General features: G+C 64.6%; 24 protein-coding genes and 1 pseudogene. 17 read left to right on the top strand and 8 right to left on the bottom strand.

Annotation, left to right across the window (positions count from 1 at the left end; genetic code table 11):
- Positions 1–18: 18 nt before the first annotated feature.
- The gene (locus E5X34_RS17140) at positions 19–777 is read right to left on the bottom strand and encodes an SDR family oxidoreductase (RefSeq protein WP_292567020.1); all 759 of its coding nucleotides are present in this window, start codon (positions 775–777) and stop codon (positions 19–21) included.
- Positions 778–934: 157 nt separating this feature from the next.
- Here E5X34_RS17140 and E5X34_RS17135 point away from each other — a divergent pair, with 157 nt between their 5' ends.
- The 11 genes from E5X34_RS17135 to E5X34_RS17085 all read left to right on the top strand — a co-directional run bounded on the left by E5X34_RS17135 (position 935) and on the right by E5X34_RS17085 (position 11,231).
- Positions 935–2,344 (top strand): aldehyde dehydrogenase family protein, encoded by a 1,410-nt coding sequence (locus tag E5X34_RS17135; protein ID WP_292567017.1) that lies wholly within the window; start codon positions 935–937, stop codon positions 2,342–2,344.
- Positions 2,322–3,161: an N-formylglutamate amidohydrolase gene (locus tag E5X34_RS17130; RefSeq protein ID WP_292567014.1), complete on the top strand. Its 840-nt coding sequence runs from the start codon at positions 2,322–2,324 to the stop codon at positions 3,159–3,161. The genes E5X34_RS17135 and E5X34_RS17130 overlap by 23 nt, the downstream gene beginning before the upstream one ends.
- Before the next feature lie 137 nt (positions 3,162–3,298).
- Positions 3,299–3,883, top strand: a complete 585-nt coding sequence (locus E5X34_RS17125) for an XRE family transcriptional regulator (RefSeq protein ID WP_041011982.1) — start codon at positions 3,299–3,301, stop codon at positions 3,881–3,883.
- Between the two features lie 137 nt (positions 3,884–4,020).
- The gene (locus E5X34_RS17120; protein ID WP_292567011.1) at positions 4,021–4,746 is read left to right on the top strand and encodes an ABC transporter ATP-binding protein; all 726 of its coding nucleotides are present in this window, start codon (positions 4,021–4,023) and stop codon (positions 4,744–4,746) included.
- Between the two features lie 41 nt (positions 4,747–4,787).
- Positions 4,788–5,942, top strand: coding sequence for an ABC transporter substrate-binding protein (locus tag E5X34_RS17115; RefSeq protein ID WP_292567008.1), 1,155 nt, complete (start codon positions 4,788–4,790; stop codon positions 5,940–5,942).
- 15 nt (positions 5,943–5,957) lie between these two features.
- The gene (locus E5X34_RS17110) at positions 5,958–6,662 is read left to right on the top strand and encodes an ABC transporter ATP-binding protein (protein WP_292567005.1); all 705 of its coding nucleotides are present in this window, start codon (positions 5,958–5,960) and stop codon (positions 6,660–6,662) included.
- 6 nt (positions 6,663–6,668) lie between these two features.
- On the top strand, positions 6,669–7,568 hold the full coding sequence (locus tag E5X34_RS17105) for a branched-chain amino acid ABC transporter permease (protein WP_292567002.1): 900 nt from the start codon (positions 6,669–6,671) through the stop codon (positions 7,566–7,568).
- A gap of 1 nt (position 7,569) precedes the next feature.
- Positions 7,570–8,667, top strand: a complete 1,098-nt coding sequence (locus tag E5X34_RS17100) for a branched-chain amino acid ABC transporter permease (RefSeq protein ID WP_292566999.1) — start codon at positions 7,570–7,572, stop codon at positions 8,665–8,667.
- A gap of 28 nt (positions 8,668–8,695) precedes the next feature.
- A complete protein-coding gene (locus E5X34_RS17095; protein WP_292566997.1) occupies positions 8,696–10,090 on the top strand; it encodes a glutamine synthetase family protein in 1,395 nt (464 codons plus the stop codon).
- Positions 10,091–10,209: 119 nt separating this feature from the next.
- Positions 10,210–10,938 (top strand): AzlC family ABC transporter permease, encoded by a 729-nt coding sequence (locus E5X34_RS17090; protein ID WP_292566994.1) that lies wholly within the window; start codon positions 10,210–10,212, stop codon positions 10,936–10,938.
- Positions 10,935–11,231 carry an AzlD family protein gene (locus tag E5X34_RS17085; protein ID WP_126082017.1) on the top strand — a complete coding sequence of 99 codons (297 nt, stop codon included), beginning with the start codon at positions 10,935–10,937 and terminating at the stop codon, positions 11,229–11,231. Before E5X34_RS17090 ends, E5X34_RS17085 begins: the two co-directional genes overlap by 4 nt.
- Before the next feature lie 375 nt (positions 11,232–11,606).
- On the opposite strand, the gene E5X34_RS17080 is transcribed toward E5X34_RS17085, so the two are convergent.
- A complete protein-coding gene (locus E5X34_RS17080; RefSeq protein WP_292566991.1) occupies positions 11,607–13,451 on the bottom strand; it encodes an aminopeptidase P family protein in 1,845 nt (614 codons plus the stop codon).
- 345 nt (positions 13,452–13,796) lie between these two features.
- Between E5X34_RS17080 and E5X34_RS17075 the strand changes: the two genes are divergently transcribed.
- Positions 13,797–13,982, top strand: a complete 186-nt coding sequence (locus tag E5X34_RS17075; protein ID WP_292566988.1) for a hypothetical protein — start codon at positions 13,797–13,799, stop codon at positions 13,980–13,982.
- A gap of 9 nt (positions 13,983–13,991) precedes the next feature.
- Here the strand turns inward: E5X34_RS17075 and E5X34_RS17070 are convergent, their stop codons facing one another.
- Both E5X34_RS17070 and E5X34_RS17065 read right to left on the bottom strand, forming a co-directional pair.
- Positions 13,992–14,864, bottom strand: a complete 873-nt coding sequence (locus E5X34_RS17070) for a 50S ribosomal protein L11 methyltransferase (RefSeq protein WP_292566986.1) — start codon at positions 14,862–14,864, stop codon at positions 13,992–13,994.
- Between the two features lie 79 nt (positions 14,865–14,943).
- Positions 14,944–15,528 carry an SCO family protein gene (locus E5X34_RS17065; RefSeq protein WP_126060113.1) on the bottom strand — a complete coding sequence of 195 codons (585 nt, stop codon included), beginning with the start codon at positions 15,526–15,528 and terminating at the stop codon, positions 14,944–14,946.
- 250 nt (positions 15,529–15,778) lie between these two features.
- Between E5X34_RS17065 and E5X34_RS17060 the strand changes: the two genes are divergently transcribed.
- From E5X34_RS17060 to E5X34_RS17050, 3 genes are all read left to right on the top strand, one after another.
- The gene (locus E5X34_RS17060; RefSeq protein ID WP_108702807.1) at positions 15,779–16,207 is read left to right on the top strand and encodes a CreA family protein; all 429 of its coding nucleotides are present in this window, start codon (positions 15,779–15,781) and stop codon (positions 16,205–16,207) included.
- Positions 16,208–16,266: 59 nt separating this feature from the next.
- The gene (locus E5X34_RS17055; RefSeq protein ID WP_292566983.1) at positions 16,267–16,908 is read left to right on the top strand and encodes a DapH/DapD/GlmU-related protein; all 642 of its coding nucleotides are present in this window, start codon (positions 16,267–16,269) and stop codon (positions 16,906–16,908) included.
- Between the two features lie 271 nt (positions 16,909–17,179).
- The gene (locus E5X34_RS17050; RefSeq protein WP_292566981.1) at positions 17,180–17,674 is read left to right on the top strand and encodes a low affinity iron permease family protein; all 495 of its coding nucleotides are present in this window, start codon (positions 17,180–17,182) and stop codon (positions 17,672–17,674) included.
- Positions 17,675–17,744: 70 nt separating this feature from the next.
- On the opposite strand, the gene E5X34_RS17045 is transcribed toward E5X34_RS17050, so the two are convergent.
- Positions 17,745–18,611, bottom strand: coding sequence for an SDR family NAD(P)-dependent oxidoreductase (locus E5X34_RS17045; protein ID WP_292566978.1), 867 nt, complete (start codon positions 18,609–18,611; stop codon positions 17,745–17,747).
- 149 nt (positions 18,612–18,760) lie between these two features.
- On the opposite strand from E5X34_RS17045, the gene E5X34_RS17040 reads away from it, so the two are divergent.
- The gene (locus E5X34_RS17040; RefSeq protein ID WP_292566975.1) at positions 18,761–19,042 is read left to right on the top strand and encodes a hypothetical protein; all 282 of its coding nucleotides are present in this window, start codon (positions 18,761–18,763) and stop codon (positions 19,040–19,042) included.
- A 4-nt stretch (positions 19,043–19,046) separates the two neighbouring features.
- Here E5X34_RS17040 and E5X34_RS17035 read toward each other — a convergent pair whose 3' ends face one another.
- Positions 19,047–19,622 (bottom strand): TMEM175 family protein, encoded by a 576-nt coding sequence (locus tag E5X34_RS17035; RefSeq protein WP_292566971.1) that lies wholly within the window; start codon positions 19,620–19,622, stop codon positions 19,047–19,049.
- Positions 19,623–19,714: 92 nt separating this feature from the next.
- Here E5X34_RS17035 and E5X34_RS17030 point away from each other — a divergent pair.
- Positions 19,715–20,968 (top strand): annotated as a pseudogene (locus E5X34_RS17030) (MFS transporter); the annotation flags it as partial.
- A gap of 104 nt (positions 20,969–21,072) precedes the next feature.
- Here the strand turns inward: E5X34_RS17030 and E5X34_RS17025 are convergent.
- Both E5X34_RS17025 and E5X34_RS17020 read right to left on the bottom strand, forming a co-directional pair.
- The gene (locus E5X34_RS17025) at positions 21,073–22,545 is read right to left on the bottom strand and encodes an MATE family efflux transporter (RefSeq protein ID WP_292566968.1); all 1,473 of its coding nucleotides are present in this window, start codon (positions 22,543–22,545) and stop codon (positions 21,073–21,075) included.
- 91 nt (positions 22,546–22,636) lie between these two features.
- Entirely contained in the window at positions 22,637–24,109 is a 1,473-nt protein-coding gene (locus E5X34_RS17020) for an esterase-like activity of phytase family protein (protein ID WP_292566966.1), read from the bottom strand.
- Positions 24,110–24,287: the final 178 nt, after the last annotated feature.

The following is a 24,287-nucleotide window of genomic DNA, read 5'->3' as shown; positions in this document are numbered from 1 at the left end:
TTCGGCGGTCGTCAGGGCTTACATCCGCATCAACAGGCCGCCATCGACGGCGAGCTCGATGCCGGTGATGTAGCTCGCGGCGTCGGAGAGCAGGAAGAGCGTGGCATTGGCCATGTCCTGCGGCGTGCCGATGCGGCCGAGCGGCGCGTAGCTCGCCACGGCGGCGCGTTTTTCCTCGGTGTCCCAGCGTGCCTGCAGCGGCGTCAGCGCCATGCCGGGGCAGATCGCGTTCGAGCGGATGCGCTCGGCGGCAAGCTGCATGGCGAGCGACTTGGACAACGCGCACACGCCGGCCTTCGAGGCCTGATAGGCATCCTGCGGGTTGGGATCGCCGCGATACCACTGGATGGTCGAGAAATGCACCATGGCGCCGCCGCGCCCGCCGGCGCGCATATGGGGAACGACTGCGCGCGCCGTGTGCACGAAGGATTTCAGGTTGATGTTGAAGACGTCGTCCCAGACGCCGAGATCCATGTCGAGCGCCGACTTGTCGCGGCCGAACCACAGCACGCCGGCGACATTGGCGAGATAGTCGATGCCGCCGCGCTCGCGGCCGGCGGCGCCGATGACCTGTTCGACGAAAGCGGCGTCGGTCAGGTCGCCCTGCGCGAAGGTCAGGCGATCGTCATAACCGGCAAGCGAGGCCGGACGTGTTTTCACATCGATGGCGGTGACGGAAGCGCCGGCATCGAGCAACGCAAGCGCGATAGCCTCGCCCATGCCTCCGCCCGCGCCGGCCACCACCGCATGCCTGCCGGTGAAATCAAAGACGACCATCCGTCACCCCTCTCGATGTTGGCGCCAAGGCGCGATGGCGGGACAATAGGGGCGGACAAAAATTCCATCAAGCCGTATTCGAAAAAATTTGCCAAAATGGAAAATCGCGATATCGTGCCGCGATTGACGGCTTTCCTTTTGGGTGGATTCCAAGACCATGAACCTGCATTCCGGCGCGCGGACCTTCTCGGTGACCTCTCCTGTCGACGGCTCTATCTACGCCACGCGAAACTATGCCGACGGCGCGGCGATCGAGGCCGCGGTCGCCCGCGCTCGCGCGGCGTTGCCGGGCTGGCGGCGCACGCCGCTGGCCGAGCGCCTGGCGATCCTTCTGCGCTTCGGCGAGGAGATGAAGGCGCGCGCCGTCCCGCTTGCCGAAGCGGTGGCGTGGCAGATCGGCAGGCCCTTGTGGCAGGCCGACGAGACGCCCCGCTTGGCCCTGATCGGCGAACTGCTTGCAGGCGCTGCCCCGGAGACCTTGGCCGACATGCCGTATCCCTCGGATGAGAGCATCCGCCGCTACGCCAAGCCGATGGCCGGCGGTCTGCATCTGTCGATCTGCGCCTGGAACTATCCGACCGCCATGCTCGGCTACCTGGTCACGTCGCCTCTTGCGGCAGGCAATGTGGTGATCTTCAAGCATTCGCCGCAGACGCCGTTGATCGCGGAGCTTGCCGAGGAGGCTTTCCGCGCGGCCGGCGGACCAGAAGGCGTGTTCCAGAGCCTGCATCTTGATCATCCGGACGCCGAGCGGCTGATCGCTTCCGGCGTCCTCAACGCCGTCAACTTCATCGGCTCGGTCAATGGCGGCCGGCGCGTGCATGCGGCCGCCGCCGGCACCTTCACCCAGGTGCATCTGGAACTCGGCGGCAAGGATCCGACCTATGTGCGCTCCGACGCCGATCTCGAAGCGGCGGTTCCGCTGATCGCCGAAGGCACCTATTCCAACGCTGGCCAGTCCTGCTGCTCGGTCGAGCGCATCTATGTCGATCGCTCGATCCATGACCGTTTCGTCGAGGCGCTGGTCGCCGAGACGGCGAAATGGTCGATCGGCCATCCGATCGGCGAAAAGCCGATGGTCGGCCCGGTGGTGCGCGGAGTTGCCGCCGACACCATCCGCGGCCTCACCGAAAGCGCAGTGCGAGCAGGGGCGAAGCGCCTGATGCCGCCAGATGGCGCCCTCAAGGCGGCAAGCCTCGGAACCGCCTATGTCGCGCCGGAGGTGCTGACCGGCGTCGATCACAGCATGCAGATCATGCGTGACGAGCTGTTCGGGCCGGTGGCCTGCGTTCAGGCGGTCGGCGGCGACGACGAGGCGATCCGGCTGATGAACGATAGCGACTACGGCCTCAGCGCCTCTATCTGGACGCGCGATGTCGAGCGCGGCGTGACCTTGCTCGACGAGGTCGAGGCCGGCACGGTCTATCTCAACCGCTGCGACCACGCGGACCTCTATCTGCCCTGGGGCGGCATCAAGAATTCCGGTCTCGGACGCACCAATGGACGCGCTGGCCTGATCGAGGCGACGGCGGCGAAGGCCTATCATGTCCGCTCTGTCATCGCCTGAGCGCCAAGGGCATCCGGTCGTGCGGGACCTTGAAAAGCTGGGCGATGCGGCCGTCGCGGCGCTTGCAGCGGCCGGCGTGGAACGGTTGCTGCCGGATGCAGCCAGCCCCTATCTCCTGATCGCCGAGCATGCCGGCAATGTCGTGCCGGGGCCGTGGCGAGATCTTGGCCTGGCGGAGCCCTATCTGGGCACGCATTTCGCGGTCGACATCGGGGTCGATGCGCTCACACGGCGGCTCTCGCGAACACTGCGCGCGCCGGCCGTCATCGCGCGCTATTCGCGGCTGTTCCTCGACTATAACCGCCCCGCCGATGAGTGGGACTTCATGCGGCCGGATCTCGGGGGCATCCCGGTGCCGGGCAATCTCGCCGTCGAAGCGGCGGATGCGAGGCTGCGCAAGCTTGTCGCCTGGGCGCCGGTCGAACGGGCGATCATCGAAGCCGCCGCCGGCAGGCGCGCGCTGATTTCGGTGCACTCCTTCACGCCGGTGATGGGCGGGGTGAGGCGCGATGTCGATATCGGCGTGCTGTGGCGGGAACAGTCGCCCTTCGTGAACTCGGTGCTGAAAACGCTCAGGACCCAGGGCACGGAAGCAGGCTTCAGGATCGGCGACAACGAACCCTACGACTGGCGCCAGGCCGTGGGCTACACGCTGAACCGGCATGGGCTGCAGCAGGGCCGGCCCTGCCTCTATCTCGAGGTCCGCAACGATCTCCTGGCCGATTCCGAAACATTCGAACGTATCAGCCGCACCCTCGAGGCTGCTTTTGCCACCGTCGCAATATCCCTATGGCCGCAGTCAGCCGTAGCCGTCTAAAGGCTGGGCGCTCAAAGGGCGCGCCGCCTCAAAATCAAGAAATGGGGCATGATGTCGTCCGAAAACCGCTTCACACCTTTCAGCATCATGTTCTAGAGCTTGTCGAATTGGAAACACGACAGCCAAGGGCGTGGACGATGCAAGGCAATGTGGGTAGCAAGATCCGCGATGCGCGCAAGCAGCAGAACATCACCTTGCGCGACCTCAGCGAGCGCTCCGGCCTTTCCGTTTCGCAGCTGTCGAAGCTGGAGAACGGCAAGGCCAGACTGACCGTCGACATCGCGCTGATGATAGCCGGCGTGCTGCATGTGCCGGTGGCCTCCTTCCTGTTCAGCCCGAAGCCGGGACCGCAGGCGCGCCGCTCGATCACGCGCGCCGGCAGCGGCATTCTGCATGAAGGCAACGCCATGGAATTCGAGGTCTTGTGCAGCGATTTCCGCGACAAGACCAACATTTTCTGGCGCGTCACGCTACGCGCGAGAAGTTTTGAGGAAAACGGCGGCTGGCGCAGCCATTCGGGTGAGGAGTTCATCCATGTGCTGAGCGGCAGCCTGCAATTGCACACGCTCCATTACGACCCGACCGTGCTGCAGCCAGGCGACAGCATCCTGTTCGACGGCGAGATGCAGCACGCCTATGTCGCGCTCGGTGACGAGCCCGTCATCATGCTGATGTCGAACACGGTGCCGCGCGACGGGCTGGCGCCAGGAGCAGGCGTCTGACCGACGCGCTACGACCTTCCGTTCAAGAATTTTTCTAAAATGGAAAAAAATACTTGTTATGGAAAAGTCGGAGGACTAGCATCCTTTTGACCGGCCGACAGGAGAACAGCCAGCGGCCGGAATGGGAGAAATGACCGATGCTGTCGGTTGAGGCAGTCAGCAAGACATTCGGCGGCGTGCAGGCGTTGCGCAGCGCCTCGCTGAGCTGCGAGGCCGGCGAGATCCTCGGTCTCATCGGTCCGAACGGCGCTGGCAAGTCGACGCTCGTCAACGCCATCTCCGGCGTGCTCAAGCCGGACAGCGGCAGCGTGCGCCTGGCGGGCGAGGAGATCACAGGCCGCGGCCCGGAGCATTGCGCGCGGGCAGGGGTCGGCCGCACCTTCCAGACCATCAGGCTGTTCAAGGATCTGACGGTGCGCCAGAATGTCGAGGTCGCGCATATCACCTGCCGCGCCGTACGCCCCGATGCCGCCAAGCGGATCGGCGTCGATCAGCTGCTGCAGCAATATGAGCTGGCGGGCTTCGCCGAAAGCCCGGCCGGAACGCTGCCCTATGGCAGCCAGCGCCGGCTCGAGATCGCCCGCGCGCTGGCGCTGGGGCCGTCGCTTCTGCTGCTCGACGAACCGGCGGCCGGACTCAATGAGGCCGAGTCGGAGACGCTGGCGATGGCGATCGAGGGCATTCGCCGCGACGTCGGCTGCGCGACCATCGTCATCGATCACGATCTGCGCTTCATCAACCGGCTCTGCGACCGGCTTTGCGTGATGGACCAGGGCCAGGTGATCGCTTCGGGCGAGACGGAAGACGTGTGGCGCGATCCGCGCGTCATCGAGGTCTATGTCGGGCAGTCGGAAACAGCCTGAGGGCCGGAAGAACAACCACAATGAGAGGAAGGAGGGGTAGAATGGAAAAGATTTTGCTGGGAGCAGCGGTGCTGACCGCGGGGCTGCTGCAGGCAGGGCATGCGGGCGCGGCGGATCTCAAGATCGGCCTTGCGGTCGCCATGACCGGCGCCTACGCACCCTATAGCGAAGCCGAGGGCGCGCGCTGCATGGCCGACAGGCTGAACAAGGCTGCCGGCGCCAACGACCCCAAGGTCGAGCTGATGATCGAGGACAACCGGTCCGATCCGCAGCTTTCGGTCTCGCTCGGCCAGAAATTCCTCGATGCCGGCGCGCAGGTCATCACCGGCGTGCCGTTCCCGGATGCTCTCATCCCGATGTCGCAGACCGCGCAGCCTTACGGCGCCACCGTGTTCTCGGCGCCGAACACGCAGCTCGAGATGCAGCAGGCCGGGCTCGACAATTTCATCGCCGGGGCGGTGCCCGATCCGATCAATGCCTCAGCCACCGCCAACGCGCTTTACGGCAAGGGTGCGCGCACCGTGGCGCTGATGGTTTCGCCCGACGCCGGGTCCTACTCGGAGAAGCTGCCGGAATGGTTCGGCGAGGTGTTCGAGCATCTCGGCGGCAAGGTGGTCGGCAAGTTCAACTATTCCTACGGCACCACCGACTGGTCGCCGCAGATCGCCTCGATCAAGGCGCTGCCGCAGAAGCCGGACGCCATCCATATCTGCGCCGTGCTGCCCGATGTCGGCATCCTGATCCGGCAATTGCGCGCCAATGGCTATGACGGCTGGGTGGCCGGCTGCGACGCCTTCGACGACAAGTCGCTGGAAGGCACCGTCGGCGATCCGAAATCGCTGGAAAAGGTGATGTTCGCGACCCATGGCGCGACCGGCGTCGGCGGCCCGATCGACAAGTTCCTCGCCCAGTGCAAGGCCGACGGCTACAAGATCAACGGCATCTTCGACGCGCTCGGCGCCGACATGGTGCAGATCAGCTATGAAGCGGCGAAGAAGGCCGGCACCGTCGACCCCGCCGCCTTGCGCGAGGCGATCCGCGCTCCCGGCGGTTATCCGGGCACCACAGCGCCGACGATCTCCTTCGCCGAGAAGAAGGGCTATCCGGTCAAGGCCGTTCCGGTGATGGGCTTTGCCGACGGCAAGCGGGTGCTGATCACCGACACGCCGCCGACCTTCGTTCCGGCACTGAACTAAGCGGGGCGGGAAGACGTGCTGAAGGTCGAGAAGCTTGTCGTGCGCTATGGCGCCGTCACGGCGGTGCGCGAGCTGTCGCTCGAGGTCGGGCAGGGCGAGCTGGTCGCCCTGCTCGGACCCAACGGCGCCGGCAAAAGCTCGACCATCAACGCGCTGACCGGGCTGGTCACGCCGGCTTCGGGGCGCATCGTGCTTGACGGCAAGGACATCTCGCATGTCCGCACCGAGGACCGCATCCGCGCCGGGCTGACCTCGACGCCGGAAGGCCGGCACATCTTTGCCAATCTCAGCGTCGGCGAGAACCTGCGGCTGGGGGCCGCGACAAGGCGCGACCCTGCCGGCGTGCGCCAGGACATCGATCGGTTCCTGTCGCTGTTCCCGGTCCTTTCCGAGCGCTACGGCCAGGCGGCCGGCACGCTTTCGGGTGGCGAGCAGCAGATGCTGGCGATCGCCCGCTCGCTGATGTCGCGGCCGAAGCTGTTGTTGCTCGACGAGCCGTCGCTGGGGCTCGCGCCCAAGATCGTGGCGCGCATCTTCGATTTCATCGGTGAGCTGAAGGCGCAAGGGCTGACGTTGCTGGTGGTCGAGCAGAACGCCAAGCAGGCGCTGCGCTTCGCCGACCGCGTCTATGTCGTGAGCTCGGGCACGCTGCGCTATGACGGACCGCCGGCCAGGCTCGCCGACGAGCACGGCCTGTTCAACCTCTATATCGGCGGGTAGGCGGCGATGGATTACGCCTTGCAGCAACTCCTCAACGCGCTCGCCTTCGGCGCCGAATATTCGCTGGTGGCGCTCGGGCTGGCGGTCGTCTTCTCGATCATGGGGCTGGTGAATTTCGCGCATGGCGAGATCATCGGCGTCTCAGCCTACAGCGTGTTCCTGGCTGCCGCGCTCGGGCTGACCTCGCCTTTCGTCGCGGTGCTGCTCGCCGTCGGCATGGCGGCGCTGGCGGCGGTGGTGTTCGAGCGCGTCGCCTTCCGGCCGGTGCGCTACGCGCCGACCACGACCGGGCTGCTCACCGCCTTCGGTGTGTCGATCGTGGTGCAGAACCTTTTCATGCTTCTGATCTCGCCCAAGCCGCAGTCAGTCTCGGTCCTCAACGGCTTGAACCAGATGTGGTTCTTCGGCCCCTTTGCCGTGTCGTCATTGCAGGTGATGGAGCTGATCGTGTCGGGCCTGACCATCCTGGCCCTGGTGCTCTTCCTCAATCGCTCGACGCTCGGGCTCGCCATTCGCGCCGCCTCGCGCGACTTCGCCACGGTGCGGCTGATGGGGATCAAGGCAAACCGGGTGATTGCCACGGCGTTTGCGATTTCCGGCGCGCTCGCGGGTATCGCAGCCGTGTTCATCCTGGCGCGGCGCGGCAGCGTCTCGCCCGATCTCGGCTTCGGCCTGGTGCTGAAGGCATTCGTCGCCTGCGTCATCGGGGGCTTCGGCTCGCTGCCGGGGGCCGCGGTCGGCGGCATGCTGCTCGGCTTCATCGAAGTCGGCCTGCTCGTCGCTTTGCCCCAGGAATATGCGGGTTTTCGGGATGCGCTCACCTATGCGATCATCGTCGCGCTGCTCGTCTACCGGCCTGAAGGCTTGCTCGGCCAGCGCGTCGAACTCGGCGATAAGGAGATCTGACGTGGCAGGCTCCGAACTCTCGCAAGCGGTCGAACAGATGGCGGCTCCGGCTGGCGCAACCCAATCCGGCAATGCGCTTCTCCGCTCGCTGATCGGCGGGCTGGTGACGGCGCTGCCGGTGCTGGTGATCGGGCTTCTGGTGCTGAATTTCGCGCCGACCTACTACACCTTCCTGGCGCTCGGCGCCTTCGTGAACCTGATCGTGGTGGTCGGCCTGCAGGTGTTCATGGGCAATTCCAACATCGCCAATCTCGGCCACAGCGCCTTTGTCGGCCTCGGCGCCTATGGTGTCGCCATCCTGTCGACGCCGCTTGCCATGAAGAAGCTGTCGATCCCCAACGCGCCTTTCGGTTTTGCGACGCTGGAGCTCGATCCGGTTTCCGCGGCGCTAATCGCGCTTTTGGTCGTCGGCATCGTGGCGCTGGTCAGTGGCAAGGTGATCAGCCGGCTGTCGGGTGTCGCCGCGACCATCGTCAGCCTGGCGCTGCTCATCATCGTCCATTCGGTGTTCCTCAACTGGACCGACCTGTTCAAGGGCAACCAGGCCTTCTTCGGCATCCCGAAAGTGGTCGGCCTGCCCTGGATGCTGGTCTTCGCGGTGCTGGCGATCGTCGCGGCGCGGCTGTTCAAGGACAGCCGCTGGGGCCTGCAGTTGCGCGCCAGCGCGCAGAGCCCGCAGGCTGCGGCGGCACTAGGGATAGACGCCAAGAAGCTGCGGCTCATGTCGTGGGTGCTCTCGGCGCTGATCTGCGGCCTTGCCGGCGTGCTCTACGCCTATTTCGCCGGCACGATCAGTCCGAAGCTTTTCTACTTCCAGATGATCTTCAACACGCTGGCGATGCTGATCCTCGGCGGCATGGCGACGGTGACCGGGGCGGTCACCGGCGTCATCGTGCTTTCGATCGGGCTGGAATTCATCCGCAGCATCGAGTCCGGCGTGAGCGTCGCCGGTATCCAAATGCCGCAATTGCTTGGACTGTCGGGCGTGGCGCTCGGCGTGGTCATCGTGCTTTGCATGGCGTTCCGGCCAAGCGGCATCAGCGGCCGGCATGAGCTCGACGAGCTTGTGTCGCTTCTTTTCCGGCGCAACGCCAGATAGCGTCGCATTTCCTGGTGGAGGGTTGAACGTGGAATTTGAGGACAGGGTGGCGGCGTATGCGCCGAAGCTCGAGGCGCTGCAGGCCGAGCTTGCATCGCGCGGTGTCGAGTTCGTCGAGGTGCATACCGTCGATACGTCGGGCGTCGTGCGTTCCAAGATAGCGCCGCTGAAGCTTTCCACATCCGGCGAGTCGATCAATGCCATCCTCTATTGCGTCACCCATGGCGATGGCCAGCCGATGGGCGACGTCGCCTTCGCTTCGCCAAGCGCCAATGAGGAGAACGGCTTTCCCAACATCAAGGGCATCATCGATCCGGATACGGTGGTGCAGCATGGCTGGAAGCCGAAATTCGCCTCCGCCATCACGCGCTCCTACATGCTCGACGGCGCGCCTTGCGCCTACGATCCGCGCAACGTGCTTGCCCGTGTCGAGGAGCGCGCCAGGGCTCTCGGCTACGAGCCGAAATTCGCCCTCGAATACGAGTTCGGCATTTTCCACGCCGACCACGATCTGATGCGCGCCGGCCGCTATCGCGAGCTGAAACCGTGGGGCCATTCGCTGATCAACTACGACCTGGTGCGCAGCGGCGAGTACCAGGATTTCGCCGCCGAGTTCATCACGCGCCTGAAGAGCATCGACATCGGCGTCGCATCGCTGGTCACCGAATATGGCTATGGCATGTATGAATATGCGCTGACGCCGAAGAGCGCGCTTGCCGCGGCGGATGCCGCCATGCGCGCCAAGCTGCATCTGCGCGAACTGTGCGCCGAGCGCGGGCTGGTCGCCACCTTCATGACGCGCTTCCAGCCGCCGGGCAAGGAAAGCGCCTGCGGCGCGCACCACCATGTCAGCCTGTGGCGGGACGGCAAGCCGGCCTTCGCGGCCGGACCCAACCGGCTGACGCCGGTCGCCGAGAAATTCCTCGCCGGCGTGCTCAACCGCATGCAGGAGACGCATATCTTCTTCCGGCCGACCGTCAATTCCTACCGCCGCTTCGATCGTGGCGCCTGGTCGCCGGAAGATGTCGCCTGGGGCTTCGAGAACCGCACCGCGCCGATCCGCGCCATCACCACGCCGAACGATGCCGCCTGCCGGTTCGAGCACCGGGCGCCCGGCGCCGACGTCAATCCCTACCTGTCGATCGCCGCCATCCTGGCGGCCGGCTGCGAAGGCATCGACAAAGACCTGCCGCTCGAGCCGCCGGTGACGAGCAACCTTGCCAATCTCGACAAGCCGAAGCTGCCGCGCACGCTGAACGCTTCCATCGAGGCCTTCGCCGCATCCGATTTCTGCGCCGACGCCTTCGGCGAGGCATTCCGCGACAATTATGCCGAGAGCCGCCGCGCCGAGCAGGCGGCCTTCGATGCCTGGCAGGCGTCGCATATCACCGACTTCGAATGGCAGCGCTATTTCGTCAGCTGAGCCGCCAGATTTTCGACGCTTCGCAACCCGGCGATCAGTTCCGCTGATCGCTGGGTCAAGCGAATTGGTGTGACATCGAGGACGACGCTCCCTAAATGAGGCCGCTCAAGGAGCGGCGCATGGTAACGGAAGCAATCTCTGAGAGCAGGACCGGCGGCGATTTCTGGGACGGCGTGCGGTTGTCGATGCCGGTCGTGGTCGCCTCTGCGCCGTTCGCGATCCTGTTCGGCGCGATCGCCGTCGACAATGGTTTCTCGGTGCTCGAGGCCTTCCTGATGAGCGCGCTGATCTTCGGCGGCGCGAGCCAGATGGTCGGCATCGAATTGTTCGGCCAGCATGTCGCGCCATGGCTGATCGTGCTGTCGATCTTCGCGGTGAATTTCCGCCATGTGCTCTATTCGGCCGGCATCGGCAGGCGCATCGCGCATTGGCCGCTGCTGCAGCAGGCGCTGGGCTACTTCATCCTCACCGACCCGCAATTTGCCGTGGCGGAGGCCAGGGCCGTGTCAGGCAAGCCGGTCGGGTTCGTCTGGTATCTCGGACTTGGCCTGCCGGTCTATGTGTTTTGGGTGATCGAAAGCGGGTTGGGCGCGGTGTTCGGCAAGCTCATTCCGGATACTCATGCGCTGGGTATCGATTTCCTGCTGCCGATCTATTTCCTCGGCCTCGTCCTCGGTTTCCGCAAGCGGCCGCTCTGGCTGCCCGTTGTCGCCGCAAGCGCGGCCGCGTCGATCATCGCCTACAAGACGGTCGGCTCTCCCTGGCATGTCTCGATCGGCGCAGTCGCCGGCGTGCTGCTGGCGGTGATCCTGCCACCGCATCACAGCGGAATAGGGGAGCGGCCGTGAGCACGACCTTCTGGATCATCCTGGCCGGCGCGATCGCCACCTATCTGACCCGGGTCGGCGGCCACCTCGTCATCTCGCGCTTCGAGAATATCCACCCGCGCGTCGAGGCGGGGCTGAACGCCGTGCCTGCCGCAGTGCTGACGACGCTGGTCGCGCCGGCAGTGCTTGGCGCCGGGCCCGCCGAATGGGCGGCGCTGGTGGTCACCGCTTTGGTCTCGCTACGCGGCGGGTTGATGTCGATGTTTTTGGCGGGCGCAGCGGTGCTGATCATCGCGCGGCAGTTTGTGGGGTAGGAGTCCGCCGGACGATATTTTCGAAGGGCAGGTGCTGCCCCTCATTGCCCTGCCGGCATTTCTCCCCGCAAATGGGCTACGGCTTGCTTGTCGCATGCATTGTCCAATGTAGCGCTGGTCGACCCCCACTCCGTCTCGGCTTCGCCGAGCCACCTCTCCCCCGATCGACGGGGTAGAGGAAGGCGCCAGGCTTTTTGCCGTCGACGCTCCTCCAGCAAGGCTCCCTTCCTTTCCCTCCGGAGGGGGGGAAAGGTGGCGCTGCGAAGCAGCGACGGATTGGGGGAACCACGTGGCAATCAAGCCTCAGGTCGATCAGTCACGCCAGTCACAGAAGATGTGTGCACAGCTAGCGTAAACGGGAGAAAGAAGCCCATCTCAAATTTTCGCGTCGTGCGGCAGCGGCGCGGTGGCTTTTTCCAGCCAGGCCAGCGTTTCGCCGTCGACCATCGGGCCGATCTCGGCCAGCACCCATGCATGATACTGGTCGAGCCAGTGCAACTCGTCGCGGGTCAAGAGATCGCTGCGGATGAGTCGCTTGTCGATCGGCGCCAGCGTCAGCGTCTCGAAGCCATGCATGGCGATGTCGCCGCCTTCGATCTGTTCCGCCGGCGTGACCAGGATCAGGTTCTCGATGCGGATGCCGTAGGCGCCTTCCTTGTAGTAGCCCGGCTCGTTGGACAGCATCATGCCGGCCAGCAGCTTTTCCGTGCCGGTGCGGGCGATGCGCTGCGGCCCTTCATGCACGGCAAGGTAGGAGCCGACGCCATGGCCGGTGCCATGGGCGAAGTCGCAGCCATGCTTCCACAGTGCCACGCGCGCGACGGCGTCGATCTCCGAGCCGCGCGTGCCGGCGGGGAAACGCAGCATCGAGATCCCGATCATGCCCTTCAGCACGAGCGTGAAGCGCTCGCGCATCTCCTGCGTCGGCTCACCGATCGGAACGGTGCGGGTGATGTCGGTGGTGCCGTCCTGATACTGACCGCCGGAATCGAGCAGGAACAGCTCGCCGCTCTCAAGCTTGCGGCTGGTGGCGCGCGAGACGCGGTAGTGCATGATGGCGCCATTCGGGCCGGCGCCGGAAATCGTGTCGAAGGAGATGTCGCGCAGCGGCATCTGGGTTTCCTCGCCGGTCTGGCGGCGCACTTCCTCCAGCTTGGTGACGACGGCGATTTCGTCGAGCGTGCCCGGCTTCTGGCGGTCGAGCCAGCACAGCAGCTTGGCGACCGCAGCGCCGTCGCGGCGATGCGCGGCGCGGCTGCCGGCGATCTCGGCCTGGTTCTTCGTCGCGCGGGGAATACGCGCCGGGTCAGCCGCCAGGACAACCGTGCCGCCATTGTCCTCGGTCAGCATCCGCAGCTTGTCCGCCGCCAGCACCGGGTCCAGCGCAATCCTGGCGCCGTTTTTGGCCAGCTCGACGATTGCCGCTTCGAACTCGCCCGGGTCATGCAGATCGGCAAGCTGAGTGAGATAGGCCGCGACCTGGCGCGGGAATTTGCGCTGGTCCATGAACAGCTGATGCTTGCCGTCGGCGGCGAGGATGGCAAAGCCGAGCGCCAGAGGCGTGTGCGGCACGTCGCCGCCACGGATGTTGAAGCTCCAGGCGATGGAAGAGGGATCGGTCAGCACCGCATGGGTGGCGCCGTCCTTCTGGATGGCGCTTGCCAGCCGCACAAGCTTGTCCTTGGTGAGCTCACCGGCAAAATTGAGCTCTTGCAACTCCACCGGCGCCCGCGGCGGCTCGGGCTGGTCCTTCCAGATGATGTCGATGGGGTTCCTGTCGAGCGGCACCAAGGTCGCGCCGGATTGCTCGGCGGACGCCTTCAGCGCCCTGACCTCGCCGATCGTGTGCAGCCAAGGGTCGAAACCGAGCCTTGCGCCCTTGCCGAGATTGTCCTTGATCCAGCTGGCTGGCGGATTGTCGATGAGGCTTTCGACGGTGAAGATGCCGAGATCAACTTCGTTGCGAACCTGCAGCGTGTAGCGGCCGTCGACGAAGATAAAGGCGCGGTCGCGCAGCACGATCGCGACGCCGGCCGAACCGGAAAAGCCGGTCAGCCATTTCAGCCGCGCCGAGCGGTCGGCGACATATTCGCCCTGGTGCTCGTCGGCGCGAGGGACGATGAAGCCATCCAAGCCATTGTCGGCCAGCCATTGCCGCAGCAGCGCCACGCGCGGCTTGCCGACGGCCGGATCGCCAGCGGAATCAAAGGTCTGGAACATGGTGGCCTCTCCTCGGATGCTTGTCGCGAACCTAAAACGCGTCGCGATCTTTCAGATTCGCTCCATGAGCTTTTAGGTTTTTGATCTTACGCATGTCTTTATCCCGAAACCGGTTCCCACTTTCGGGAGACATGCTTTAGAGCATTTCGTGTGCCAATTGAAACGGATCTGTCACCAGACGCCATATGATCCAGATATGCTGAAGCGACGACGTGCAAGCCAGGCGCGCGCCCGTGTCTTTGCGCATGGACGCTATGCAGAATCGTTGATTTCCAGACAGGTCGGCAGAGCTTAGTCTCCCAAATGTGGAGGAATGAATGCTGTTGTCCTGCGAAGGAGACTGTCATGTCCACGCTTTCAGCCAGACGCGGATTTTTCAGAAACGCCATGAGCGCGCTGATCGAAGCTCGCCGGCGCGAGGCGAGCCGCTACGTCAACGGGGCGCTGCTTTGTCTCGACGATGAAACGCTGAACGCCAATGGCTACGATCGCGAAGAGCTGAAGAAGGCGGCAAACTCGCTTTATGTGTGAGTAAGCGCCTCAGCGCTTGAGGTGGATGGTCACCCAGCCCTCGCGATGCAGCGTGCGCAAGTGGCGGAAGCTCTGTCTGACATAGGCCGAGATCACCGCGTCGCGCTGCCGGTCGAGGATGCCGGAGAGCACCAGCGAGCCGCCGAGCCGGATGTGCTTTGCCATCTCCGGTGCGAGCCGCATCAGCGGCCGGGCGAGGATGTTGGCGACGATGAGGTCGAAGGGCGCGCGCCTGGCGAAGATCGGGTTATGGAAGCCCGGCGCCGTCACCGTTTCGACCAGCGCCTTGACATGGTTGAGGCGGGCATTGGCGGCGGCGACGCGGACGGCGATCGGATCGATGTCGGTCGCCAGCACCGGGATATGAACGAGCTTGGCGAGCGCGATGGCAAGCACCGCGCTTCCCGTTCCGAGGTCGAGCGCGTTGCGCGGCCGTTCGCGCAGCACGACCTGCTCCAGCATTTCGAGGCAGCCGGCGGTGGTGCCGTGATGGCCGGTGCCGAAGGCAAGGCCTGCCTCGATCTCGATGGCGAGATCGCCGGCGTGGCGCTTGGCGCGGTCGTGCGAGCCGTGGACGAGGAAGCGGCCGGCGCGCACCGGCTTCAAGCCTTCCAGCGAGCGCGACACCCAGTCGATGTCGGGAAGGACTTCACGCTCGACGGGCTTGGGCAGGCCGAGACCGGCGAGGATATCCCTGACTCGCGCTTCGAGGGGATCGACGTCGCCATCGGCATAGAGCGACACTTCGTGGATGTCTTTTTCCTCGTCGAGCTCCAGCACGGCGATCGGCAGGCCGTCATCCTCGAAGGCGGCGTCCAGCGCCGCGAAGATGCGGTCGGCCTCGAGCTTGCTGGCGATGAGGTGCAGCCTGGTCTGGCCCATCAGAAAGACTCTTGCTTGAACATGATCTTTTCCGAAAACCGGTTCCCACTTTTTGCGGTCGCTGACCTTCGGTTCGGGATCATGTTTGCCCACCAGCCGCCAGCCGCTTCAGCTTGGCGACGGCGGTGTCGGCGCTCTCGCCATAGGCGATGGTGCCGGCGAAATCGCCCTTGGCGTTGAGCAGCAGCACCGAGGCCGTATGGTCCATCGTGTAGTCGCCGTCGCCGGTGTCGACCTTCTTCCAATAGATGCCGAAGGCCTTGGCCATGGCATGCACCTTGTCCGGATCGCCGGTGATGCCGGTAATGCGGTCGGAGAAGTTGCTGACATAGGTGTTCATCGTCTCCGGCGTGTCGCGCTCCGGATCGACGGTGACGAAATAGGCGTTGAGGTTCTTGCCGCTGTCGCCCATCGTCTTCAGCCAGCCGGCCAGCTCGAACAGGGTTGTCGGGCAGACTTCCGGGCAATGGGTGAAGCCGAAGAACACGACGCTCGGGTGGCCCCTGAAGGCGGCTTCGGTGATCGGCGCGCCTTTCTGGTCGACCAGCGTGAAGGGCGCGCCGAAGGGCTCGCCGCCATAATGGCCGCGGTACCAGTCGAACGTCAGCCAGCCGATGCCCGCCGCCATCAGGACGAGAATGCCGACCAGGATTGAACGCATCATCAGTGAATGTCCGTCGTGATTGCCTTGGGGCAAGTTTGGCGACACTCTTAGCGGGTCTGCGCCGGGCACGCAAAGATGCCGCGTTGCCGCAAGCAGAGATCCAGGTGGGGCACAAACCCCGTGTCGGGCGGCTTGCAAACGCCACGATCTTGTCCCACCTGACATCGGCAAACGCCAACCCAGGAGGCAACCTTTGCGAAAACTGATCGGCTTGTTCGCCGCATGTCTTGCTCTCAGCGCCGGCGCGGCCATGGCCGACGAGGTGGGCAAAGTGGGTGTCGACTGGGTCGGCAACGACATCATGATTGACGCCATCAAAGACCCGAAGGTCGACGGCGTCACCTGCCATGTCGCCTATTTCGACCGCAGCATCATCGACCGGCTGCATAAGGGCAACTGGTTCGAGGATCCTTCCGATTCCTCGATCTCCTGCCGCCAGACCGGGCCGATCACCATCGGCGACATCGATATGGGCGAGGGCGGCGAGGAAGTGTTCAAGCAGGGCCTCAGCCTGATCTGGAAGAAGCAGGTGGTGAACCGTATCTACGACAGGAAGAACGAGACGCTGATCTATCTGTCGCATTCGCGCCAGGTGCAGAACGGCTCGGCGAAGATGTCGGTCACCACCGTGCCGCTCTACGGCCAGAACGTGGTGTGGACCAAGGGCAAGCCGCAATAGGTTCGAGCGGATTATCTGTCCCGCTTGCAGGGTCAATCGCTCGGGCGTAAAGCCCGAGCATGGACCGTTCTGAAAACCTTGTCCTGAAGGATCCCGAGCCGCGCATCCATCCGACCGCCGAGCTCAAAGGCTGCAAGCTCGGCCGCTATGCCTCGATCGGCGAGCGGGTGATCCTGCGCGAGGTGAGCGTCGGCGACTTTTCCTATTTCGAGCGCCATTCGGAAGCGATCTACACGACGATCGGGAAGTTCTGCTCGATCGCCGCCAACAGCCGCATAAACGCGCTCGAGCACCCGATCGAGCGGCTGACGCAGCATAAGGTCAGCTACCGGCCGAACGAGTATTTCCGCTGGCTGGGCGTCGACACTGAATTTCGCGCGCGCCGGCAAGCCAAACCGGTCAGTCTCGGCCACGATGTCTGGATCGGTCATGGCGCGGTCGTCATGCCGGGAGTCTCGATCGGCAACGGCGCCGTCATCGGCGCCAATGCGGTGGTGACGCATGACGTCGCGCCCTACACGATCGTCGCCGGCGTTCCGGCGAAGCCCTTGCGCGAACGCTTCTCAGCGGCAGTCGCAGCGCGTATCGAGGCCCTGGCCTGGTGGGATTGGGCGCCGGAGAAACTGGCGAGCGCAATCCCCGACATGCAAGCCATGCCGATTGAGGCCTTCCTCGATCGCTGGGAAGGCTATACTCCCTGATATAAAAAACGCGCCCCTTCCGCCATGCGGGGGTGGCGCGGCGGAAGGGGCTGGAGGCAAACCGCTGTGAGGCGGAAGGAACAGGCTCTCTTGCCTGCACCGGCACTGTTGCAGGCAAACCGATAAGGTGTTTCTTCACGCGCCTGCGCTTCCTGCGTGTGTCCGATTGCGGCCGCGTGTAGGCACCAAAAATCAGACACTTGGAACCCGAAGCGGCGGCAGCTTGTTTCTCCACAAATGCTCATACATCGACAGTTTTCGAAGGACTTGCATGATAGAGAGAGCTTTTAGCAAGGCAGCCAATTGGGTGGCGCATCTGGCTGGCCTGCCGTGGACTTTCGTCATCTGCGTGCTGATCGTGGTCGTATGGGCGGCAAGTGGCCCGATCTTCGGGTTTTCAGACACTTGGCAACTCGTCATCAACACGGGCACCACCATCGTCACCTTCCTGATGGTGTTCCTGATCCAGAACACGCAGAACCGCGACGGCGCGGCGATCCAGGCCAAGCTCGACGAGCTGATCAGGGTCAGCCGCGCCCACAATCATTTCATCGGCATCGAGCACCTGACGGAATCCGAGGTCGAGGAGATCCGCGCCAAATGCGAGGCGGCGGCGAAGCGGCACGACCGCAAGATCGCCGAAACGGCGGCCAACAAGGCCGTGGCCGGAAAGAACGGCACGCGGCATGCGGCCAAGACCACCGGCGCGGCCGCAAAGAAGCCTGCGGCCGCGAAGAACGCCTCCAAGAAGAAAGCGGCGGCTTGAAAGGGCCGTCAGTATTTTGCTTTTGCGCAATTCCGGACGGAAAACCGCTATGCACTTTTCCTGGAATTGCTTAGCGGTTCATGAAGACGGCGAAAGCATCCTTGTGATCGGGATGCCAGCGCGACAGGGCAGGGCGGTTCTCGATGATGTCGCCAATCGCCCAGGCCATGCGCTTTTCATCCATCGGCCGCGCCACCTCGTTGTCGGGGCAAAGGATGTAGAAGTCATCGTCGATCAGCGATGCCAGCATGAAGTCGATCACCTGCTCGCCGGTCCAGGCGCCGGCGGGCTTTTCCGTCGCGCCTTCGGTCAGGCCGGTGTAGGTGAAACCGGGGATCAGCAGATGCGCCGACACTTTCGCCCCAGGCTCGTTGCGCAGCGCGTGCGCCAGCCCTTCGGTAAACGTCTTCACGCCGGCCTTGGAGACGTTGTAGGCGAGATTGCCGGGCGGCGTGGTGATGCCCTGCTTGGAGCCGGTGTTGATGATGAGCCCCGGTTTTCCAGCTGCGAGCATGCGCGGCGCGAAGGCCTCGACGCCATGCACGACGCCCCAGAAATTGATGTCGAGCAATCGCTTCCAGGCGTCGCGGTTCTCCCAGGGCTTGCCCGGATTGTTGCCGACCCCGGCATTGTTCATCAGCACCGACACCGCACCGAAGGCGCCGTAAGCGAGGTCCGCCAGCCGGTCGACCTCTTCGGCCTTGGAGACGTCGGTGGGGATTGGCAGCACGGCGTCGTCGCCGGCGATCGCCGCGACCGCCTGCTTCGCCTGGTCGAGGCGCACGCCGCCTATGTCGGCCAGCGCCACCTTCATGCCCATCGCCGCGAACCGTTTCGCGGCAGCGAGGCCGATGCCGCTGGCGCCGCCGGTGATGACGGCGACGTTGCCGGAAGCGAAAGCGGGCAGGGCGGTTTGGATTTCGGTGTCGCTCGTCATGGTTTCGATCCTTGTTCGGTCGGGCCGAACTTAACGCCGCACGTCGGCGAGGCAAGGCTGGTTCGTCCCGATAAATGATCGCGACGGCCGCAACGGGTTGACCATCGCCGCGCCTGCCGCGCATGCTGTCCAGAAAAGGAGCCCGGCATTTGACCGATTGGATCGGAATTCTCAAAGAGCAGACCGCCAATGGCGATGAGATGAGCCGCGAGGTGCCGACGATGCTCGCCAATCCCGATATCAGCGAGACGCAGGTGAAGACACTGTTCGCGGCGCTGGAGAAGCAGGCGGATTTCGCCGAAAAGCTGCGGCTTGCGCTGGAGAAGTTCGGGCACGATTTCCCGATCATCAAGGCGGCCGAGCGGCTGGAGGAGCGCTATGCCGACCTTGCCGCCTCGGTGGCCGAGAAGTTGAAAGCGATGCGGAAATAGATTCCTATTTTTCGATCAGCCTCTCGAAGCGCTTGTCGGGCGCAAACCAGATCGCCGCAACAAGCACGTAGATCGCCACGCTGATCCATTGGTTGAGAAAGCTGAGCAGGACGGCGGCGGTGTAGAGCGCCAGTGAAATCTTGCCTTTCTCGTCGTGACCTACTGCCTTGGCAAAGGTCGTGTCGGCGCCATGCAGATGGCGCAGCTTGATGACCAGAATGGTGTAGGCAACGGCGCAAAGCACCAGGTCGATGCCATAGACGGCGACCGGAACCGGGGCGAAGTGGTTCTCTCCCATGAAGGCCGTGGTCACCGGCATCAGCGACAGCCAGAACAACAAGTTCAAATTGGCCCACAGCACGCGCCCGTCGACGCGCTGCACAGTGTGGAACATGTTGTGCAGGTTGTTCCAGTAGATGCCGACATTGATGAAGGAGAGCACGTAGCAGAAGAACACTGGCCACAGCGGCAAGAGCGCGGAAAAATCCTCGCCATGCGGCACTTTCAGCTCCAGCACCATGATGGTGATGATGATGGCGACGACGCCATCGGTGAATGCCTCGACCCGTCCCTTGCCCATGATTCTTCCCCCGCTCTGCGTAGACGTTAAGGGAGGATGCCGCGGCTGACCATCCTGCCAGAACTGTCAGGAGGGCATCCGCAGGTTGGAACAGCGCCATTATATGCGCGTTGGGCTTGCAACCCTCGGAGGTCGCCATGACCAGCTACGCTCAAACCATGACGCGTAACCATGAGCTTGGCGGGAGGGCCGCGAAGGCCGCCGTCGCCGCCATGATCGCCGCGCTTTTTGCCGGCAGCACCGCGCTGACCCCGCTCTACATCATCTACAAGCAGGCCTTCGGCTTCTCGCAGGTCACGCTGACTCTGGTTTACGCCGTCTACGTTGTCGGCAATCTGGGGGCGTTGCTGTTCTTCGGCCGGGTGTCGGATGTGATCGGCCGCCGTCCCGCCGCGCTCGCCGCGATGGGGGTTGCCTTGGTCAGCGCGTTGTTCTTCCTCTTTGCCGAAAACCTCGCCTGGCTCGACATCGCCCGCATTCTGAGCGGGCTCGGCATCGGCGTCGGCGCGGGTGCGGGCACCGCCTGGCTGGCCGAGCTGATCGAAGGCAAGGACAAGTCGCGCGCCGCTATCATCACCACCAGCACCAACTTCATCGGTCTCGGCGTCGGCGCGCTCATGGCGGGGCTGCTCGCCCAATATGCGCCCTGGCCGCTCAGGCTCACATTTGCCGTCTATCTCGTCCTGCTTGCGTTGGTGACCGTGCTGATCTGGCGCACGCGGGAAACGGTCTCCAGTCCGGGGCGGCTCTCGGATGTCTCGCTGCGGCCTCGGCTTTCGGTGCCCGACAATATCCGCGCGCAATTCGTGGCGCCGGCGGTGACCGGCTTCGGCGCCATGGCGCTGGTCGGCTTTTATGCCGCGCTGGCGCCGAGCATTCTCGCGCAGCAGCTGCACGTGACCAATCATGCCGAAGCCGGCGGGCTTTTTTTCGAATTGTCGATTGTGGCGGCCGTCACCATCGTGGCCACCGCCCGGCTTGCTAGCCGCTTGACCATGCTCGCGGCGCTCGTCCTGATGATCCCGGCCGTGGCGCTGGTCGTCGCGGCGCAAATCTACGCCTCGATGGTGCTGATGATCGCGGCGACCGCGGTCTGCGGCGCGGCGGCGGCGCTCGGCTATCGCGGCGGCCTGCAGGTGGTGAATCAGATCGCGCCGGCCGACCATCGCGCCGAGGTGGTCTCGGTCTTCTTCATCTGCTGTTTCTGCGGCAATGCGCTGCCGGTGATCGGCATCGGCGTGCTGTCCAGCTTGGCCAACGCCGCCGTGGCAAGCCTGGCGTTTGCCGGCATGATTATCGTCTTCTCGTTGGTGGCGCTCGGTTTCGGCGCCAAATACACGCGCTAGAGCGCTTCACCGTTTCATGGAAACGGCAAACCGCTCTATCTCCTTGTTTTTACGCAATTCCGGACGGAAAACCGCCCACACTTTTCCTGGAATTGCTCTAGATCTCAGCTGGCCGGTGTCTCAGGCGCAAGATTGGCGCGCTGGCGCGGCACGCCGAGGCCGGTGTCGGGCGGCTCGCCGGCCGCGGGCCGGCCCTCGATCATATGCGTGGTGCGCCAGCGGCCGAGGCGATAATAGGCGGCGGCGAGCACGAGCGAGGCGATCGAGCCGGCCGGAAAGCTCCACCACAGCGCTTCCTGGCCGAGGACGCTGCGCATCGAATAGGCAAAGCCGGTGCGAATGAACAACACCGAGATGATCAGGATGATCAGCGGCGGCATGACGGCGCCGGTGGCGCGCACCGTGGCGAAGAGCACGATCGTGATGCCGAACAGGATGAACGACCAGGACGCCACCCTGTTGATATGAGTGGCAATGTAGATCGCGGTGCTGTCACTGCTGAGGAAGAGGCTGAGCACCGGGCGGTCGAAGACGAAGAGCAGCGCCACCAGCGCGCCGGTCAGCACCAGGTTGAAGCCGACGCCCGAGGCGGCGACCTTGCCGATGCGGTCCCAGCGGCCGGCGCCGACATTCTGCGCCGCCATCGAGGAGACGGCGGCTCCGATCGCGAGAGCCGGCATCTGAATATAGGTCCAGAGCTGCGCCGCGATGCCGTAAGCGGCGGCGACCTGCGAGCCGTAGGAGTTGACGATGCCCATCACGGTGAGCGCCGCGGCCGAGATGACGATCATCTGCAGGCCCATCGGGATGCCTTTGAAGACGACGATGCGCAGCAGCGCCGGGTCGGGCTGCAGCAGAGTGAGGTCGGCGCCTGCCAGCCGCAGCGGGTGTTTGCGAACATAAAGCACGATCAGTATGGCGATGACGCTCACCGTCTGACCTATGAGCGTCGAGGTCGCCGAGCCGGCAATGCCGAGCTCGGGGAAGGGGCCGATGCCGCGGATCAGCAGCGGATTGAGCACGACGTCAAGAACGACCGCCAGCGCCATCAAGACGAACGGGGTTCGCGAGTCACCGGCGCCGCGCAGCACGGTCATGATGAAGGACAGGAGGTTCATCATCGGCACCGCGACGAAGATGATGCGCAGGTAGCTGCGCGCCAGCGGCAAGGCGTCCGCCGGCGTGCCGAGCCCGGTGAGGATGGCATCGACCCAGATCCAGCCGCAGACGGCGAACACGACCGAGACCAGGAAGAAGAAGGTGGCGCTGGTGCCGACGATACGCTTCGCCTCCGGCAGGTCGCGGGCGCCGACCGACTGCGCCACCAGGATGGTCGCAGCCATGCCGATGCCGAACACCGTGCCGAGGATCAGGAACAGCACGAGATTGGCGTTGGAGGTGGCGGTCAGCGCCGCCTCGCCGAGGAAGCGGCCGACCCAGACCGCGTTGATCGAGCCGTTGAGCGACTGCAGCACGTTGGAACCCAGCACCGGCAGCGCGAACAGCAGCAGCGTGCGCGGGATCGGGCCGCTGGTCAGGTCGCTGACGCGCGGGCGGGCAGGCTTTTTGTCGTTCATGGCAGGCACCGGAATGAGTCAGGCCCGCGATGCTATCGCAGGCCTGAGACACATGCACCCTTTTCCGGGCGAGCCAGATCACCAGCCCACCTTACTGTGTGTTGCTGGAAAGGCCGGGCAGCGTGACCTGATAGACCAGGAAGGTGGTGTCGACGTCGGCGCCATCCTCGGCCTTGTAGGGCGCGCCGACCTGGAAGCCGTCCTGGGTGAGGAAGTCGTTGTCGTTGGCGACGAACAGGAAATAGTCGTCGGGCAGTTTTGGATCGAGGACGGGCGCCAGCGACATAGCCTCCCACTTCTCGGAAAGGTTGTTCCTGTCGTTCGGCGCGCCATTGTGCAGACCGAAGCGGCCAAGCTCGCCCTTGTCGTTGATGTCGATGAACGGCGTCAGCTTGGCCGGCGTCACCGACGGATCGAGCACGCCCTTCGGCGCGACCGGCTTGTCGGCGGCGTCGAACGGACCGTTGCCGATGTCGGTCGCGCTGGAAAGGTCGACGATCTCGATCTTGCGGTAAAGCGATTCGTCGCCCTTCAAGCCCTGGCCGTTGCCGCTGTCGCGCGCCAGCATCAGGAAGCTCTTGTCGGAGAGCGCGACGATCTCGCTCTGCGCGGCGACCTTGGTCTTGCCCTTGGCGTCCTTGAACACCGGCAGCGGCACGACATATTCATGCGCCAGCTTGAGGTGGGCGAGGTCGGAAGCGTCATAGACCAGCGCGCGGGTGTTCTGGCGCGTCGAGCCGGAATCGCCACCGTCCTGGCGGGCCGCCGACTGCAGCACGGCGATCAGGAACTTGCCGTCCGGCGTCATCGACATGCCTTCGAGGCCCTGGTTGTTCTGGCGGCCGGTCTCCGGGTCCTTCGGATCTGGCTCGGCCGCGCCCGGTCCCGGATTGTCGGAAGCGAAGTTCGGCTTGCCGTGGCGCATCGGCACCAGGGCCGCCGGCGGCTGCGTCGCCGACATCAAGCGGCCTTCGGCCGAGAAACGGTAGATGTTGGGGCCATATTCGTCGGAGATGAACATGGTGCCGTCGGGCAGGCGCACGACCGCCTCGTCGTCCAGCGCAAGCTTGCCGTTGTCCGCCTGAGGCAGGATCGGCATGTCGCCAGCGGCGGGGCGCACGCCGTTCAGCGGGTCGAGGCCGGTGGCGTCGGCGCCCTTGTCATCGGTCAGAAGCATGGTGTCAGCGAGCGTCGCCTTGACGGCGGTCTGTTCCTGTCCGGCGGCGGGGGCCGCGCCAGGAGCGGTCGGGGTCAGCTCGATCGCGATGGTGTTGAGGCGCGGGCGATAATCGGTGGTGCCGACGACATTGTAGCCGCGATCCGGCAGCAGCCAGAGCGAGCCCTTGTAGCCGGCGCCGTCGCGCGCCCAGGACTTGGTGTCGATCGACATGCCGGAACCCGAACCGAACGTCTCGCCGAACTTGTCCTTTTGGCTGGCCGGAATGCGGCCGACGCCGACGAGCCCCTTGTTGACGTAAGCGACGCCGTCGGCGAGCGCCGGCGTCATGGCGGTGAACAGGGCGAGCAGCGCGCCGAGCGCGGCGGTTCGGTTGAGATGTTTCATGGAAATCCCCTTCGTGACGAGCAGAGCGGCCATTGGCTCAAAAGGGCACGGCACCGACGATGCGGGCAGCCCTTGCCGTCGAGCGGTCTAGGGCCTGAACGTGATGGTTGCGTGACAGTTCTTCCTTCTCCCCTTGTGGGAGAAGCGCAACCATTAGCTTAGGCGGCGTGGTTTGCGG

The sequence above is a fragment of the Mesorhizobium sp. genome, assembly GCF_004963255.1.
In the GTDB taxonomy this organism is placed as follows: Bacteria; Pseudomonadota; Alphaproteobacteria; order Rhizobiales; family Rhizobiaceae; genus Mesorhizobium.
Note: the sequence above shows the minus strand (reverse complement) of the source record. Positions and strands in the feature narration are given on the sequence as shown.

What these genes read in the sequence shown, in the direction of transcription:
- E5X34_RS17140 (WP_292567020.1), bottom strand. Translation starts at nt 777, where the DNA reads ATGGTCGTCTTTGATTTCACCGGCAGGCATGCGGTGGTGGCCGGCGCG.
- E5X34_RS17135 (WP_292567017.1), top strand. Translation starts at nt 935, where the DNA reads ATGAACCTGCATTCCGGCGCGCGGACCTTCTCGGTGACCTCTCCTGTC.
- E5X34_RS17130 (WP_292567014.1), top strand. Translation starts at nt 2,322, where the DNA reads ATGTCCGCTCTGTCATCGCCTGAGCGCCAAGGGCATCCGGTCGTGCGG.
- E5X34_RS17125 (WP_041011982.1), top strand. Translation starts at nt 3,299, where the DNA reads ATGCAAGGCAATGTGGGTAGCAAGATCCGCGATGCGCGCAAGCAGCAG.
- E5X34_RS17120 (WP_292567011.1), top strand. Translation starts at nt 4,021, where the DNA reads ATGCTGTCGGTTGAGGCAGTCAGCAAGACATTCGGCGGCGTGCAGGCG.
- E5X34_RS17115 (WP_292567008.1), top strand. Translation starts at nt 4,788, where the DNA reads ATGGAAAAGATTTTGCTGGGAGCAGCGGTGCTGACCGCGGGGCTGCTG.
- E5X34_RS17105 (WP_292567002.1), top strand. Translation starts at nt 6,669, where the DNA reads ATGGATTACGCCTTGCAGCAACTCCTCAACGCGCTCGCCTTCGGCGCC.
- E5X34_RS17090 (WP_292566994.1), top strand. Translation starts at nt 10,210, where the DNA reads ATGGTAACGGAAGCAATCTCTGAGAGCAGGACCGGCGGCGATTTCTGG.
- E5X34_RS17080 (WP_292566991.1), bottom strand. Translation starts at nt 13,451, where the DNA reads ATGTTCCAGACCTTTGATTCCGCTGGCGATCCGGCCGTCGGCAAGCCG.
- E5X34_RS17075 (WP_292566988.1), top strand. Translation starts at nt 13,797, where the DNA reads ATGTCCACGCTTTCAGCCAGACGCGGATTTTTCAGAAACGCCATGAGC.
- E5X34_RS17070 (WP_292566986.1), bottom strand. Translation starts at nt 14,864, where the DNA reads ATGGGCCAGACCAGGCTGCACCTCATCGCCAGCAAGCTCGAGGCCGAC.
- E5X34_RS17065 (WP_126060113.1), bottom strand. Translation starts at nt 15,528, where the DNA reads ATGATGCGTTCAATCCTGGTCGGCATTCTCGTCCTGATGGCGGCGGGC.
- E5X34_RS17060 (WP_108702807.1), top strand. Translation starts at nt 15,779, where the DNA reads ATGGCCGACGAGGTGGGCAAAGTGGGTGTCGACTGGGTCGGCAACGAC.
- E5X34_RS17055 (WP_292566983.1), top strand. Translation starts at nt 16,267, where the DNA reads ATGGACCGTTCTGAAAACCTTGTCCTGAAGGATCCCGAGCCGCGCATC.
- E5X34_RS17050 (WP_292566981.1), top strand. Translation starts at nt 17,180, where the DNA reads ATGATAGAGAGAGCTTTTAGCAAGGCAGCCAATTGGGTGGCGCATCTG.
- E5X34_RS17045 (WP_292566978.1), bottom strand. Translation starts at nt 18,611, where the DNA reads ATGACGAGCGACACCGAAATCCAAACCGCCCTGCCCGCTTTCGCTTCC.
- E5X34_RS17035 (WP_292566971.1), bottom strand. Translation starts at nt 19,622, where the DNA reads ATGGGCAAGGGACGGGTCGAGGCATTCACCGATGGCGTCGTCGCCATC.
- E5X34_RS17025 (WP_292566968.1), bottom strand. Translation starts at nt 22,545, where the DNA reads ATGAACGACAAAAAGCCTGCCCGCCCGCGCGTCAGCGACCTGACCAGC.
- E5X34_RS17020 (WP_292566966.1), bottom strand. Translation starts at nt 24,109, where the DNA reads ATGAAACATCTCAACCGAACCGCCGCGCTCGGCGCGCTGCTCGCCCTG.